The following is a 13,856-nucleotide window of genomic DNA, read 5'->3' as shown; positions in this document are numbered from 1 at the left end:
TTCCGGGTGTGTTTGTTTTGAAAGGGAATGCGATGAGCAAGCGCGAATCCGCAAAGTACAAGATCGACCGCCGTCTCGGCGAAAATATCTGGGGCCGCCCGAAGTCCCCGGTTAACAAGCGTGAATACGGCCCCGGCCAGCACGGCCAGCGCCGCAAGGGCAAGCTTTCCGACTTCGGCCTGCAGCTGCGCGCCAAGCAGAAGCTGAAGGGTCACTATGGCGACGTTTCGGAAAAGCAGTTCCGCAAGGTCTATGAAGAGGCCGATCGCCGCAAGGGCGACACCTCGGAGAACCTGATCGGCCTGCTCGAGTCGCGTCTCGACGCGGTCGTCTACCGCGCCAAGTTCGTGCCGACCATTTTCGCCGCCCGTCAGTTCGTCAACCACGGCCACGTCAATGTGAACGGCAAGCGCGTCAACATCGGCTCGTACCGCTGCAAGCCGGGCGACGTCGTCGAAGTGCGCGAGAAGTCGAAGCAGCTGGTCATCGTCCTGGAATCGGTCGGTCTCGCAGAACGCGACGTGCCGGATTACATCGATGCCGATCACAACAAGATGGTCGCCACCTTCGCGCGTATCCCCGGCCTGGCCGACGTTCCCTTCGCCGTGCAGATGGAACCGAACCTGGTCGTCGAATTCTATTCGCGCTGATCGACTCCATTTTACGACACCATCGAAGGCCGCCCGTCGAGGCGGCCTTTTCTTTGTCCGCCACCTCCGCTAATCCGGACGGCAACAGAGACTTCGAGGCCGACGCGCCATGAACATGCTGCCAGACGTCGAATCATTGTCGCCGATCGCCGACATCGAAGGCGGCTTTCATCCGTTGTTTGCCGATGTGCCGTCTTCCGTCGAGTTCAACAAGCTGCGCAAGCGGCTGCTGCGTCTTACCCGTCAGGCAATCGAGGATTTCGCGATGGTGAGGCCCGGCGACCGCTGGCTGGTGGCCTTGTCCGGCGGCAAGGATTCTTACGCCCTACTCGCCGTGCTGCTCGATCTCAAATGGCGCGGTCTGCTGCCGGTCGAATTGCTGGCCTGCAATCTCGACCAGGGCCAGCCGAACTTTCCAAAGCACATCCTGCCCGACTATCTCGACAGATATGGCATTGCCCACCGCATCGAGTACCAGGACACCTATTCGGTGGTCACCGACAAGCTGCCGCAGGGCAGCACCTATTGTTCGCTGTGCTCGCGGCTGAGGCGCGGCCATCTCTACCGTATTGCGCGCGAGGAAGGCTGTTCGGCGCTGGTGCTCGGCCACCATCGCGAGGACATTCTGGAAACCTTCTTCATGAACCTGTTCCATGGCGGCCGGCTTGCCGCCATGCCGCCAAAACTGCTCAACGACGAAGGCGACGTCATGGTGCTCAGGCCGCTCAGCTTTTGCGCTGAGCCCGATCTCGAAAAATTCGCCGGCGCCATGAAGTTTCCGATCATCCCGTGCGACCTCTGCGGCAGCCAGGAGGGCTTGCAGCGCAATGCCATGAAGGCGATGCTCGACGACATGGAAAAGCGCATGCCCGGTCGCAAGGACACGATGATCCGGGCCATGAGCAATGTGCGGCCTTCGCATCTCATGGACCGAAAGCTGTTCGATTTCGCCGCTCTCAACGAAACGCTCACCGCACGGCAAGCCGATGACCTTTGACGACAGCGCCATCGACTGGCTCGCCGATCTTCTCTTGGACGCGGCAAAAGCCGAGATCATGCCGCGCTTTCGCCGGCTGGATGAGGGCGACATCCGCCAGAAGACTTCGGCCGCCGATCTGGTGACCGAGGCCGACGTCAATGCCGAGCGGCTGATCACCGCCAGGCTGCGTCAGCGCTACCCCAAGGCGATGATCGTTGGCGAGGAAGCCTGCTCGGACGATCCGGCGCTGCTGCACGGCCTTGGCGACGCCGAACTCGCCTTCGTCATCGACCCGGTCGACGGCACCTTCAACTTCGCGTCCGGCGTGCCGCTGTTCGGCGTCATGCTGGGCGTCGTGGTCAAGGGCGAGACCGTTGCCGGCATCATTCACGATCCGGTCGGCAAGGATTGGCTGATTGGCGCCAAGGGGGCCGGCAGCCACATCAAGCATGCGCATGGCAGGCTGGAGAAGGTGCGTGTCACCGCACCGGTGCCAATGTCGGAAATGACCGGCGCGGTCTCCTGGCAATATATGCCGGAGCCGGAACGCTCTCGGCTGGCGCGCAACCAGACCAAGACGCTGTCGCAAATCGGCTATCGCTGCGCAGCGCACGAATACCGCCTGCTGGCCAGTGGCCACGCTCATTTCGTCGTCTACAACAAGCTGATGCCGTGGGACCATCTGGCCGGCGTGCTGATCCATGCCGAGGCCGGCGGGTATACCCGGCGCTTCGACGGCAGCGCCTATCTGCCGTCGCATCTCGACGGCGGCATTCTCGTCGCGCCGGACAAGGAAAGCTGGCGCGAAATCCGCCGCGAACTCTGGGCGCAATAGCCGGCTTTCCTCGCTTCACCGCAGCGAGTGAGGCGCATTAGACTGGCTTGTTGTGCGGCTGGAACATCTTGCCGCGCTCGGCAATGAAGATCATCAACAATGCCGCAACCGACACGCTGCAGAAGCCGGCGGCCAGCGGCGTCACCGTGCCATTGAAAGCCTGACCGATCAGCGTGCCGAGAATGCCGCCCAAAAAGGTCTGCATGAAGCCGAGGATCGACGACGCCGTGCCGGCCAGCTGCCCGAGCGGTTCCATGGCGAGGGCGTTGAAATTGGCGCCGAGCGCGCCGAACGGCACCATCGCGCAGGCGAAGAAGGTAACGAACAGCCAGAGCGGCATCTTCATCTCCAGTGAGACGACCAGCCAGGCAAGGCTGATGACCAGAAACAACAGCAGCGCGCCTTGCGAGAGGCGGCGCATGCCGATGCGGCCGACCAGGCGCGAGTTCAAATAGTTGGAGAAGGCGAGCACGCCCGCGACCCCGGCGAAGATGACGGGGAATAGTTCGCCGACATTGAACACGTCGACATAGATCTGCTGCGCCGACGCGATGAAGCCGAACATCGCCCCGAAGACGAAGGTGCTGGCGAAGGCATAGCAGAGCGCGATGCGGTTGGTGAGCACGATGCGGAAACCGCCGATGACGGACGAGACCGTCAGCGGCCGGCGATATTCGGGATGCAGCGTCTCGGGCAGGCGCAGCAGCGACCACGCCGACACGATCAGCGCACCGACCGCCATAGTGACGAAGATCCAGTGCCAGGTGGCAAACAGCATGATGAACTGGCCGATCCCAGGGGCAACGACCGGGATGGCCATGAACACCATGAAGATCAGCGACATCACCTCGGCCATGCGCCGGCCGTCAAAGGTATCGCGCACAATCGACACCGCAATGACGCGCGTCGCGGCGGCGCCAAGGCCCTGCACGGCCCGGCACATGAGAAGCGTTTCAAAGCTTGGTGAAATGGCGGCGGCGGCAGCCGCCGCCACGTAAATGATCAGGCCGGCGACAAGCGGCGCACGGCGGCCAAAACGGTCGGAGATCGGTCCGAAGAAAAGCTGGCCGCCGCCAAAGCCCAGAATGTAGGCGGTGATCACATACTGGCGGTGATTTTCATTTTCGACGCCGAGCGACGCGCCGATCTGCTGCAGCGCCGGCAACATGATGTCGATGGCAAGCGAGTTCAGCGCCATCAGCGCCGCGCACAACGCGATAAATTCCCAGCGCGGAATGGGCAGGTTGAATGCCCGTTGCGGCGCGTCTGTCTGGTTGTCCACGGCAAGTCCGATCTTTCAAACGAATATGCGCCGGAAGGCCGGCGCATGAATTCGTCTTTTGCCCGCTAACGGGGAGCGACAGTCTGCCGAGGTGGGGGCACCCCCGACGTTTTCAGTGCATGTCGCCCAAAAGTGTACAGCGGTTTTGGGACAACGACATGCACAAAACGGAAGTCAGGCGGCGCCTTTGACGCTGACGCCCTTTTCGACGAGGAAAGTCTGCAGTTCGCCCGCCTGGAACATTTCGCGGATGATGTCGCAGCCGCCGACGAACTCACCCTTGACGTAGAGCTGCGGGATCGTCGGCCAGTTGGAATATTCCTTGATGCCCTGGCGGAGTTCGGCAGAGGTCAGCACGTCGACGCCCTTATAGTCGGCGCCGATGTAATCGAGAATCTGCACGACCTGACCGGAAAATCCGCATTGCGGGAAACCGGGCGTGCCCTTCATGAAAAGGACGACGTCGTTGCCCTTCACTTCGTTGTCGATGTAGTTGTTGATACCGCTCATGGACGATCCTTTCACGCCTGTGGGAGTCAGGCTGGAAACATAGCCATCAAATAAACCCATAGGTTGCCCGAAACAAGATGTTTGCCGCGCCGCCATGCAAATGGCGCAAAACATCGCGTGATGTTGGGCCAAACGCATCGGCCCTCAGGACGTGATGAAAAGACGATATTTTGCGGCAATCCCGATAGGTATTCTGGTCGCCGCGCTGGCCTCGATCTGGTGGTTCAGGCAGCCGGAGCGCCCGCCCATCGTCGTCGGCGGCGACCTGCCGGCGCCATGCCGGGATTTCAGTTTCGAAGCGGTTCCCTACATCGTCTGCGAGATTGATCTTCGCAGCCATGACATCGCCGTCGTCCACGCCGGTGCCGACGGCAAACCCTTCGGCTCGCTGGATAAATTCGACAAGGCGATGACAGGCGAGGGCAGGCCGCTGCTGCTCGCCATGAACGCCGGCATGTATCATGAGGATCTGACGCCGGTTGGGCTTCTGGTCGAGGACGGGCGCGAAAAGGCGCCGCTCAACCTTGCCGACGCCGAAGGCAATTTCTTCCTCAAGCCGAACGGCGTGTTCCTGATCGGCAAGGACGGCAAGGCGGCGATCATCGAGACGAATGCATTTGCCGCGGCAAAGCCGGACGTGGCGTACGCCACCCAGTCGGGGCCGATGCTGGTGATCGATGGCCGGCTGCATCCTCGATTCGAGGCGAACGGCAGCTCGCGCTACATCCGCAACGGCGTTGGCGTGCGTGACGATAATATGGTGGTGCTGGCGATCTCGCGTTCGGAGGTCAGCCTGGGCAGCTTCGCGCGCCTGTTCCGCGACGCGCTCAACTGCCCCAACGCGCTGTTTTTCGACGGCGCGGTTTCGGCATTGTCGAATGGCGAGAGGATGATCGTCGGTGGGAATTATCCGGCAGGGCCGATCGTTGCGGTGACGGCAAAGCGATGAAGCTGCTTTAACGCCGGCGCAAGCTCACTCCGGCACGCTGGTCTGCAGCGCGAGTGCGTGCAGCACGCCACCCATATTGCCCTTCAGTGCGTCATAGACCATCTGGTGTTGCTGGACGCGGCTTTTGCCGCGAAAGCTTTCGGCCACCACCTCAGCCGCATAATGGTCGCCGTCGCCGGCCAGGTCGCGAATCGTCACCTTGGCGTCCGGAATGCCTTCCTTGATCAGCCGTTCGATGTCGTGCGCGTCCATTGCCATGGCAAAATCCTGTTTCAAGCGGGGGAGCGGTGCAGCCCGCGTCATAAGAGTCGGGGTGAGCCTAAAGCCTTTCGGGTTCGGATTGAAGCTGTTCCGACCACGATTGGAGGCTCAAGAGACATCTTGGTTTGTTTGGGAAGCATTGTCCTCGGCAACATCCTCGCGTGTCGAGAAGGCGCGGCCAAGGCTGAAGGTCAGCACATAAAGTGGAACGTTGATCATCACGCAGACGATGGGGAGGTAACTTGTCCACTGCCAGAGGGGCGAGAAGAACGCCTGGCCGTAGCCGTCGCAGACGAGCGAGGAACCATACGCCCACAGCACGCCAATGACGACGGTAACGGCAAAGAGCTTGACGCAGGTGACGATGTGCCGGCCCCGCGCCGGCTCCGGTGAAAGCCGGTTCCAAAGGACCAGGCACAGGATCGGCACCGCGTAGATCAGGCTCTGCGCGACCAGCATCGGTAAGGTGCCGTTGGCCGCGGCAAGAAACTCCGCCCGTGTTTCCAGCCGGGGACAAACCTCGCTTCCGGTCGTCGACAACAGGAAAAAGACGAACGGTCCGAGAAACCAGAAGAAAAACAGCGACGGCCAGAAGACGACTGCTAGCAGCGCCCGGAAGGCCAGCTTTGTCAAATGGCCTGATCCATGAAGCGTGGGAACCATCCCTCGTGGGCGGCAGTTAGCTCGCTGATCGGGATCGCCCTGGTATCGCCGAGTTTCAATTCGCGCCCGCCGGTCGAGCCGATCCACGGCGCGAAGATGCCGAGCTTGCTTTGCTGCTCGCGAATGGCATCCCATTCGTCGCTCTGCGGATCGATCGACAGCGTCAGCAAATAACGGCCCTGATCCTCGCCGAACCAGACCGGGATCGGGTCCGTGCCGGCAAGGCCGGGTACGGTGGCGCCGATGCCGGAGGCCATCGCCATCTCAGCCAGCGCCACGGCAATGCCGCCATCGGAGACGTCATGCGCCGATGTGACGATGCCGGAGGCGATCAGCGCGCGCACATGGTCGCCGACGCGCTTTTCATGATCGAGGTCGACCGGCGGCGGCGGGCCATCGGTGCGGCCATGGATATCGCGCAAATAGACCGACTGACCGAGATGCGTGCCCCACATGCGTGGCGCGCCGACCAGCAGGATCATCTGGCCTTGCGCCGCAAAGCCGATCCGCACCATCTTCGACCAGTCGGCAATCAGTCCGACGCCGCCAATGGTCGGCGTTGGCAAGATGCCCTGGCCATTGGTCTCGTTGTAAAGCGAGACATTGCCGGATACGATCGGGAAGCCGAGTGCGCGGCATGCGTCGCCGATGCCTTTCACGGCGCCAACCAGCTGGCCCATGATCTCGGGCCGTTCCGGGTTGCCGAAATTGAGGTTGTCGGTGGCAGCCAGCGGCAGCGCGCCGGTGGCGGTCAGGTTGCGCCAGCATTCGGCAACCGCCTGCTTGCCGCCTTCGTAAGGGTCGGCCTCGCAATAGCGCGGCGTCACGTCGGAGGAGAAGGCCAGCGCCTTGGTCGGATGACCTTCGACGCGGACCACGCCGGCATCGCCACCGGGAAGCTGCAGCGAATTGCCCTGGATCAGCGTGTCGTATTGCTCCCACACCCAGCGGCGCGAGGACTGGTCCGGCCCACCAAGCAGCTTCAGCAGCGCCTCAGCGACATCAGCTTGCGGAACGTCGCTCGCGGCAAGCGGCGCCGGCTTCTTCGGCTCTGTCCAGGGGCGGTCATATTCCGGTGCCTTGTCGCCAAGGTCCTTGATCGGCAGATCGGCGACCTGGTCGCCCTGGTGCAGCACGCGAAAACGCAGATCGTCGGTGGTCCTGCCGACAATGGCGAAGTCGAGGCCCCATTTGTGGAAGATCGCTTCGGCTTCCTTCTCCTTCTCGGGGCGCAGCACCATCAACATGCGCTCCTGGCTTTCCGACAGCATCATCTCATAGGCGCTCATGCGCTCCTCGCGCACCGGCACCTTGTCGAGGTCGAGCTCGATGCCGAGGTCGCCCTTGGCGCCCATTTCGACCGCCGAGCAGGTGAGGCCTGCGGCACCCATATCCTGGATGGCGATGACGGCGCCGGACGCCATCAGTTCGAGGCAGGCCTCGAGCAGGCATTTTTCGGTGAAGGGATCGCCGACCTGGACGGTCGGGCGCTTCTCGTCGATCTTGTCGTCGAATTCGGCCGAAGCCATGGTGGCGCCGCCGACGCCGTCGCGCCCGGTCTTGGCGCCGAGATAGACGACCGGCAGGCCGACGCCCTTGGCTTCCGACAGGAAAATCGCGTCGGTCTTGGCAAGGCCGGCGGCAAATGCGTTGACCAGGATGTTGCCGTTGTAGCGGGCGTCGAAATTGACCTCGCCGCCAACCGTCGGCACGCCAAAGGCATTGCCGTAGCCGCCAACGCCGGACACCACGCCTGAGACCAGATGCCTGGTCTTGGGATGATCCGGCGCGCCGAAGCGCAGCGCGTTCATCGCCGCGATCGGCCGTGCGCCCATGGTGAAGACATCGCGCAATATGCCGCCGACGCCGGTTGCCGCGCCCTGATAAGGCTCGATGTAGGAGGGGTGGTTGTGGCTCTCCATCTTGAAGACGACGCAGTCGCCATCGCCGATATCGACCACGCCGGCATTTTCGCCTGGACCCTGGATGACCTGCGGTCCGGTGGTCGGCAGCGTGCGCAGCCACTTTTTCGAAGACTTGTACGAGCAGTGCTCGTTCCACATCGCCGAGAAGATGCCGAGTTCGGTAAAACTCGGCTCGCGCCCGACCAGGTCGAGGATGCGCTGGTATTCGTCGGGCTTCAGCCCGTGCGCGGCAATGAGTTCCGGGGTGATCGGCACGGAATTGGAAATGGTCATGGGCAGCGATTGGTATCCGTGGGAGAGGGGGATTTCTGAGTCCCCTCTTATCGCAAGCTTTGGCGCGATACACCCCATCGGATGAGGAAAAACGCCGGAAAACGGCAGCGCGTCGCCTGTCAGGCCCGGCGGAAAGCGAACTCAGGAAAAACTGTCGTAGCCGGCGCGGCCTTCGTCAAGCAGCCGCCGGATCGCCTCGACGCCAGCGGCAATGTCTTCGCGCCGCCTTGGCTGCGAAACGCCGAAACGAACGCCGTGGAAAACCTGCTCGGAGCGTCCCGCCTTGAACTCGTCCTCGTCGTCGAGGAGCACGCCATGTTCGAGGCAGGCGCTCCTGAAGGTTCCGGACAGCCAGGGGTCGGGCAGCGTCAGCCAGACGAACGGCACGCTCTCATGCGACTTGAACGCAAAGCCGGCCAGCGTCTCGCGCACGATCGCGATGCGGGCGGCGATTTCGGCGATGCTGCGCTTGCGGATATCGCCGGCTTGGCCCGACAGGACCAGCCGGGCATTCACCTCTGCCAGCAGGAACGGCATGCCGCCGCTCATCATCTTGTGGGCGACGCGGATGCGATGGCGATAGGCGGGCGGGCAGGAGAGCCAGCCGCCGCGAACGCCGGCGGCGACCGATTTCGACAGGCCGCCGGCAACGATGGTGCGCTCTGGCGCATACTCGGCAAGCAATGGCGTCGGATCTGAGGTCAAGCCGCCATAGAGGTCATCCTCGATGAGGATGACATTGTACTCACGCGCCACGCGCGCAATCGCCTCGCGGCGCGCTGCCGAGAGGATCGCTAGCGTCGGGTTCTGCACCGTCGGCATCAGGAAGATCATTTTCGGGTGCTTTTGTGCGCAGACGCGTTCGAAATCTTCGGGATCGAGGCCTTCCTCGTCCGATGCCACCAGCGCCGTGCGCCGGCCGATCAGCCCGGCACTGCGCGAGATCTGCGAATAGGTGAGGTGCTCGAAGGCGACATAATCGCCGGGCGTGGTCAACGCCGCGATCGCCGCCATCACAGCGGCATGGGTGCCCAGCGTGGGAACGATGGTCTCGGCGGCCGGGCGGAACGAATTGCGCGACAGCCAGCGCGCGCCGGCCTCGAACCAGCGCTCCGGAAAATCCCTGGTGTAGCTGGAAATCTCGTGCGGATGATCTTGCACCGTGCGCGACAGCATGTCGGCGACAATGGCGCCCTGACCGATCTCGGGGGCGGCGGTGCTGTCGAAGCGCAGCTTGCCGGGCGGCGCATCGACATAGCGCGTGCCCTGCACGGCGGTCTCGACGAATTCGGGGCTTGCCGCTTCGGATTGCTGCGCCAGCACATAGGTTCCACGGCCGACCTCGCCACTCACCAGTCCACGCTCGCGCAGCAACTGGTAGGCCCTGCCGACGGTGCCGACAGTGGTGCCGATGTCGTAGGCGAGGTCGCGTTGCGGCGGCAGTTTTGCGCCGGCATCGATCACGCCGCGGTCGATATCTGACTCAATGCTGTCAGCAAGACGCTGATAGAGAGGGCCGGTGCCGGCGGTGAGGTCTGGGAGCCAATTTGTCATGGTGACAATTTTCTATATTGCACCGAATTGAGAGTCAATACATATCAGCCGCGTACCAAAAAGGGTACAATTCGGATTTTGGTAGAAAGACAATGGCTACAATCGAGACAATTCCCTATGCGTCGCTCGGGACCCGTCGGTCGGTCCGGCGAACCTATGTCGGCCGCCTTGTGCGCGTGGTCGCATCGTGCGCACGCTGGATTGGCAACCTGCTGGAGCGCCGGCGCAGCCGTCTGGCCTTGCTGGAGATGACCGACGAGCAGCTCAAGGATATCGGTGTCTCGCGTTGCGATGCCCACCGCGAGGGTATCAGGCCGTTCTGGGATTGAGATCTAGCGGACGCTCGATGCCCTGAGGCGCGAGACGCCGCGGTCCAAAACGACCGCGATGATGCACAGCACGAGAAAAAGCCCGGTTATGGCCAGCGCCGCGATGGCGACGCTGGCCGCGCCGTTTTTGGCGACATCGAGGAACGGGTAGGGCACCTCGCCTGCGATCGGCGCTCGCGCCAGTGCATAAACCAAGTAGGCGATCGGATAGAGCATCCACCACGAGATGTCACGCCACCGCGTCGAGCCGTCGGCGCCGGCCACCAGCCACCACAGCACGAACAGCACCGGCGTCACATAGTGCAGCAGCACATCGCAGAGCAGGAACAATCCCTGCGGCTGCCAAAGCTGCGCCAGAACCGTGGCGTAGACGATGAAAACTAGCGCGATGGAAACCGCGACGCCCGCACGCATCCGCGGCCCGGCAAAGGCCGGCAGCCAGGCATAGCCGCTGGGAGAGAGCAAGGAGACATGAACCAGCACCGCGCCGATGTTGGTCAGGATGGTGAAGAAGCTGAACAGGAAGACGATGGAGGCGAGCAGGCTGCGGCCGGCTTCCATTGACGCCGGAATGGTGATGCAGAACTGCAGGACAAGCCCGGCCAGACCGATGACCAGACCCGCGAGCTGCAGGAACCGGCCCATCGCGCTATGCGGCCGCGTTGCAGGCCGGATTGCCGGCCTGCCAGCGGGCGATATCCGAGCCGATGCGGGCGCCGAGCGGGTCGGCCATCAATGGGCCAAATGCGTCGACATGGCTTGAATTGCCTTGCGCTTGGACGACCAGCAGCGGTTTGCCGCCATAATGCTTGGCCGGGACCAGCAGGAAGCGCGGCGTGCCGCTAAACGAATTCAACTCATTGGCCATCTGATACGATTTGAAAGCCGGATCCTTGCTGGCGATCCAGCATTTATGGGCAGCGATCGCCACCTGTTCCATGGCGAGCAGCGAAGCGCTCTTGCCCATGGGTACCGGCGCGCTCTTCGGCGTCGACTGGCAGGAGGCGAGCACAAAGCCGGCGGTGGCGAGCAAAGCGAGGCGGGCGACCAGCAGTCTCATGCTCAGGCCGCACCCATCTCGAGTTCGGAAAGGAAGATTTTCAGCCCGTCCGTCATCTCGCCCCAGACCCGCGACAGCGCCGGGTGCTGCAAGGCGATCTGCTCATAGGCATCGAATTTCGGGTAGGCGTCGAGCAGGTCGTGGTGCCCGGTCGTGACCCGGAAATTGTTGAAGATGAAGCGGGTCGGAGTCAGCCAGGCGTCGGCGAAACTGATGTCGTCGCCGAGCGCAAACGGCCCTTGCGCCATGCGGGCCTCGATCGCCGCCAGTCCGTGATGCAAGCGCGCGAATTGCGAGGCGATTTCCGCTTCGTTGCGCTTCGGCACGAAATAAAGCTCGAACAGCTTCATCATCGGGGCCAGAACGTCGAGGTCGGTGATACGGGCGAACATGCGCACCAGCGCCCGGTCTTTCGAATCCTGGGGCAGCAGCGCCGGCTCCGGAAACCGCTCCTCCAGATATTCGGCGATGACCACCGATTCGACGATGGTTTCGCCGGAGCCGGTGATCAGCACCGGAATCCGGTTGAGTGGCGAGATGGCACGGAACTCTTCCGGGATCGGAAATCCCGACGGCGGGGCGATCACCTTGAGCGGCACGTTCTTGATATAGGCCAGCGCCCGCACGATCGACGAGTAGGGCGACAACGGCCGCGAATAGAGTTTCATGACCGTCTCTCCCTAATGTGTTGGATTTGCCCGCTTTTTGCGGTGCTGGCGTTGAGGAAATTCAAGCGGCGATGCCAAGCGCACCTTCGAACAAGGCCCGGCCGTCGCTGCCGCCATGGGCTGCTTCGATCAGGTTTTCGGGGTGCGGCATCAAGCCGAGCACATTGCCCCGGCTGTTGATGATGCCGGCGATGTCGTTGATCGAGCCGTTGGGATTGGTGCCTTCGGCATAGCGGAACACGACCTGGCCTTCGCCTTCGAGACGGGCGAGCGTCTCGGCGTCGGCAAAGTAATTGCCATCGTGATGCGCCACCGGCGTGCGGATGATCTGACCCGGCTGATAGCGCCGGGTGAACATCGTGTTGGCGTTGGCGATCTGCAGCTTCACCTCACGGCAGACGAATTTCAGCGAGCTGTTGCGCATCAAGGCGCCCGGCAGCAGGCCTGCCTCGACCAGGATCTGGAAGCCGTTGCAGACGCCAATGACCATGACGCCCTTGGCCGCCTTTTCGGCAACCGCCCGCATCACCGGCATGCGCGCGGCAATCGCACCGCAGCGCAGGTAGTCGCCAAAGGAGAAGCCGCCCGGAATGGCGATCAGGTCGACATCAGGGATTTCGGTGTCGGTCTGCCAGACGGTAACCGGTGGCGTCCCGGAAATCTTGGTCAGCGCCGCGATCATGTCGCGGTCGCGGTTGAGGCCAGGCAGAAGGACGACTGCTGATTTCACCTTAGGCGATCTCCACCGCGTAATTCTCAATCACCGTATTCGCCAGCAGCTTGTCGCACATGGCTTTCAGGTCAGCCTCGGCCTTGGCCTTGTCGCTCTCCGAAAGCTCGACGTCGAAAACTTTGCCCTGGCGCACCGTGCCGACGCCATCAAAACCGAGCCCGGACAGAGCGTGTTCGATCGCCTTGCCTTGCGGGTCGAGCACGCCGTTCTTGAGGGTGACGGTAATGCGGGCCTTGATCACGCTGGACATGCTCCTGTTCTGTGTTGAGCGGTAGGATTGTTAGTGCGGCTTGCCTTTGATGCCATCGGTCGAGGCGACTAGCACCGGTCCGGTGGGGCGCGGCGGCTCGTTCTCGTTCATGATGCCCAGGCGGCGGGCAACTTCCTGATAGGCTTCGACCAGCCCGCCCATATCGCGGCGGAAACGGTCCTTGTCGAGCTTGTCCTGCGTCGCCACATCCCACAGGCGGCAGGAGTCCGGCGAAATCTCGTCGGCAACGACGATGCGCATCATGTCGCCCTCGAACAGGCGGCCGCACTCGATCTTGAAGTCGACCAGCTGGATGCCGACACCCATGAACAGGCCGGAGAGGAAGTCGTTGACGCGGATGGCCAGCGCCATGACGTCGTCGATCTCCTGCGGGCTTGCCCAGCCGAAGGCGGTGATGTGCTCTTCCGACACCATCGGATCGTCGAGCGCGTCGGCCTTGTAATAGAATTCGATGATCGAGCGCGGCAAAACGGTGCCTTCCTCGATGCCCAGGCGCTTGGCCAGCGAGCCGGCGGCAACATTGCGCACCACCACTTCGAGCGGGATGATCTCGACTTCCTTGATCAGCTGCTCGCGCATGTTGAGCCGGCGGATGAAGTGGGTCGGAATGCCCATCCGGTTGAGATGGTTGAAGATATGCTCGGAAATGCGGTTGTTGAGCACGCCCTTGCCGTCGATGACTTCATGCTTTTTCTTGTTGAAGGCGGTCGCATCGTCCTTGAAGAACTGGATCAGCGTTCCCGGCTCAGGTCCCTCATAGAGGATCTTGGCCTTGCCTTCATAAATGCGGCGGCGATTTTTCATCTGATTTTTCTCTGGATTTCCGGGCAGGCGGCTAGCGACCAGTTCCTGTCCGTTAGCCTGAAATAGTGCGGCTACGATAGGGTTCAATGCCGGGTCTATCCCAATCACAT

The 13,856-nt window shown here is 62.5% G+C and carries 17 protein-coding genes; 5 read left to right on the top strand and 12 right to left on the bottom strand.

Annotated features, from left to right (window positions below):
• Window positions 1-32: 32 nt before the first annotated feature.
• The 3 genes from rpsD (at window position 33) to AC1DXU_RS15140 (ending at window position 2,464) form a co-directional block, all read left to right on the top strand.
• The gene (gene rpsD, locus AC1DXU_RS15150; protein WP_006332867.1) at window positions 33-650 is read left to right on the top strand and encodes a 30S ribosomal protein S4; all 618 of its coding nucleotides are present in this window, start codon (window positions 33-35) and stop codon (window positions 648-650) included.
• Between the two features lie 109 nt (window positions 651-759).
• Window positions 760-1,647 (top strand): tRNA 2-thiocytidine(32) synthetase TtcA, encoded by an 888-nt coding sequence (ttcA, locus tag AC1DXU_RS15145; RefSeq protein ID WP_477369662.1) that lies wholly within the window; start codon window positions 760-762, stop codon window positions 1,645-1,647.
• Window positions 1,637-2,464, top strand: coding sequence for an inositol monophosphatase family protein (locus AC1DXU_RS15140; RefSeq protein WP_477369660.1), 828 nt, complete (start codon window positions 1,637-1,639; stop codon window positions 2,462-2,464). The genes ttcA and AC1DXU_RS15140 overlap by 11 nt, the downstream gene beginning before the upstream one ends.
• Before the next feature lie 37 nt (window positions 2,465-2,501).
• Here the strand turns inward: AC1DXU_RS15140 and AC1DXU_RS15135 are convergent, their stop codons facing one another.
• Both AC1DXU_RS15135 and grxD read right to left on the bottom strand, forming a co-directional pair.
• On the bottom strand, window positions 2,502-3,746 hold the full coding sequence (locus AC1DXU_RS15135) for a multidrug effflux MFS transporter (protein ID WP_477369658.1): 1,245 nt from the start codon (window positions 3,744-3,746) through the stop codon (window positions 2,502-2,504).
• A 174-nt stretch (window positions 3,747-3,920) separates the two neighbouring features.
• Window positions 3,921-4,256: a Grx4 family monothiol glutaredoxin gene (grxD, locus tag AC1DXU_RS15130; protein WP_477369656.1), complete on the bottom strand. Its 336-nt coding sequence runs from the start codon at window positions 4,254-4,256 to the stop codon at window positions 3,921-3,923.
• 154 nt (window positions 4,257-4,410) lie between these two features.
• Between grxD and AC1DXU_RS15125 the strand changes: the two genes are divergently transcribed.
• Window positions 4,411-5,205: a phosphodiester glycosidase family protein gene (locus tag AC1DXU_RS15125; RefSeq protein ID WP_477369654.1), complete on the top strand. Its 795-nt coding sequence runs from the start codon at window positions 4,411-4,413 to the stop codon at window positions 5,203-5,205.
• 24 nt (window positions 5,206-5,229) lie between these two features.
• Here AC1DXU_RS15125 and AC1DXU_RS15120 read toward each other — a convergent pair whose 3' ends face one another.
• The 4 genes from AC1DXU_RS15120 to AC1DXU_RS15105 all read right to left on the bottom strand — a co-directional run bounded on the left by AC1DXU_RS15120 (window position 5,230) and on the right by AC1DXU_RS15105 (window position 9,881).
• Window positions 5,230-5,463: a BolA/IbaG family iron-sulfur metabolism protein gene (locus AC1DXU_RS15120; protein ID WP_023798252.1), complete on the bottom strand. Its 234-nt coding sequence runs from the start codon at window positions 5,461-5,463 to the stop codon at window positions 5,230-5,232.
• 111 nt (window positions 5,464-5,574) lie between these two features.
• The gene (locus AC1DXU_RS15115; protein ID WP_477369652.1) at window positions 5,575-6,099 is read right to left on the bottom strand and encodes a hypothetical protein; all 525 of its coding nucleotides are present in this window, start codon (window positions 6,097-6,099) and stop codon (window positions 5,575-5,577) included.
• Window positions 6,096-8,327 (bottom strand): phosphoribosylformylglycinamidine synthase subunit PurL, encoded by a 2,232-nt coding sequence (purL, locus tag AC1DXU_RS15110; protein ID WP_477369650.1) that lies wholly within the window; start codon window positions 8,325-8,327, stop codon window positions 6,096-6,098. Before purL ends, AC1DXU_RS15115 begins: the two co-directional genes overlap by 4 nt.
• 141 nt (window positions 8,328-8,468) lie before the next feature.
• The gene (locus AC1DXU_RS15105; RefSeq protein ID WP_477369648.1) at window positions 8,469-9,881 is read right to left on the bottom strand and encodes an aminotransferase-like domain-containing protein; all 1,413 of its coding nucleotides are present in this window, start codon (window positions 9,879-9,881) and stop codon (window positions 8,469-8,471) included.
• Window positions 9,882-9,973: 92 nt separating this feature from the next.
• Here AC1DXU_RS15105 and AC1DXU_RS15100 point away from each other — a divergent pair, with 92 nt between their 5' ends.
• Window positions 9,974-10,210 carry a DUF1127 domain-containing protein gene (locus AC1DXU_RS15100; protein ID WP_477369646.1) on the top strand — a complete coding sequence of 79 codons (237 nt, stop codon included), beginning with the start codon at window positions 9,974-9,976 and terminating at the stop codon, window positions 10,208-10,210.
• A gap of 3 nt (window positions 10,211-10,213) precedes the next feature.
• On the opposite strand, the gene AC1DXU_RS15095 is transcribed toward AC1DXU_RS15100, so the two are convergent.
• From AC1DXU_RS15095 to purC, 6 genes are all read right to left on the bottom strand, one after another.
• Window positions 10,214-10,855: a Pr6Pr family membrane protein gene (locus AC1DXU_RS15095; protein WP_477369644.1), complete on the bottom strand. Its 642-nt coding sequence runs from the start codon at window positions 10,853-10,855 to the stop codon at window positions 10,214-10,216.
• A gap of 4 nt (window positions 10,856-10,859) precedes the next feature.
• Window positions 10,860-11,270 (bottom strand): hypothetical protein, encoded by a 411-nt coding sequence (locus tag AC1DXU_RS15090; RefSeq protein ID WP_477317483.1) that lies wholly within the window; start codon window positions 11,268-11,270, stop codon window positions 10,860-10,862.
• A gap of 2 nt (window positions 11,271-11,272) precedes the next feature.
• On the bottom strand, window positions 11,273-11,938 hold the full coding sequence (locus tag AC1DXU_RS15085; protein WP_477369642.1) for a glutathione S-transferase family protein: 666 nt from the start codon (window positions 11,936-11,938) through the stop codon (window positions 11,273-11,275).
• A 61-nt stretch (window positions 11,939-11,999) separates the two neighbouring features.
• Window positions 12,000-12,668, bottom strand: a complete 669-nt coding sequence (gene purQ / locus AC1DXU_RS15080; RefSeq protein ID WP_477369640.1) for a phosphoribosylformylglycinamidine synthase subunit PurQ — start codon at window positions 12,666-12,668, stop codon at window positions 12,000-12,002.
• 1 nt (window position 12,669) lies between these two features.
• On the bottom strand, window positions 12,670-12,912 hold the full coding sequence (gene purS, locus AC1DXU_RS15075) for a phosphoribosylformylglycinamidine synthase subunit PurS (protein WP_477370359.1): 243 nt from the start codon (window positions 12,910-12,912) through the stop codon (window positions 12,670-12,672).
• A gap of 39 nt (window positions 12,913-12,951) precedes the next feature.
• Window positions 12,952-13,746, bottom strand: a complete 795-nt coding sequence (gene purC, locus AC1DXU_RS15070) for a phosphoribosylaminoimidazolesuccinocarboxamide synthase (RefSeq protein ID WP_477317489.1) — start codon at window positions 13,744-13,746, stop codon at window positions 12,952-12,954.
• Window positions 13,747-13,856 lie beyond the last annotated feature (110 nt).

Source organism: Mesorhizobium sp. P3_A10, from assembly GCF_056403175.1.
Note: the sequence above shows the minus strand (reverse complement) of the source record. Positions and strands in the feature narration are given on the sequence as shown.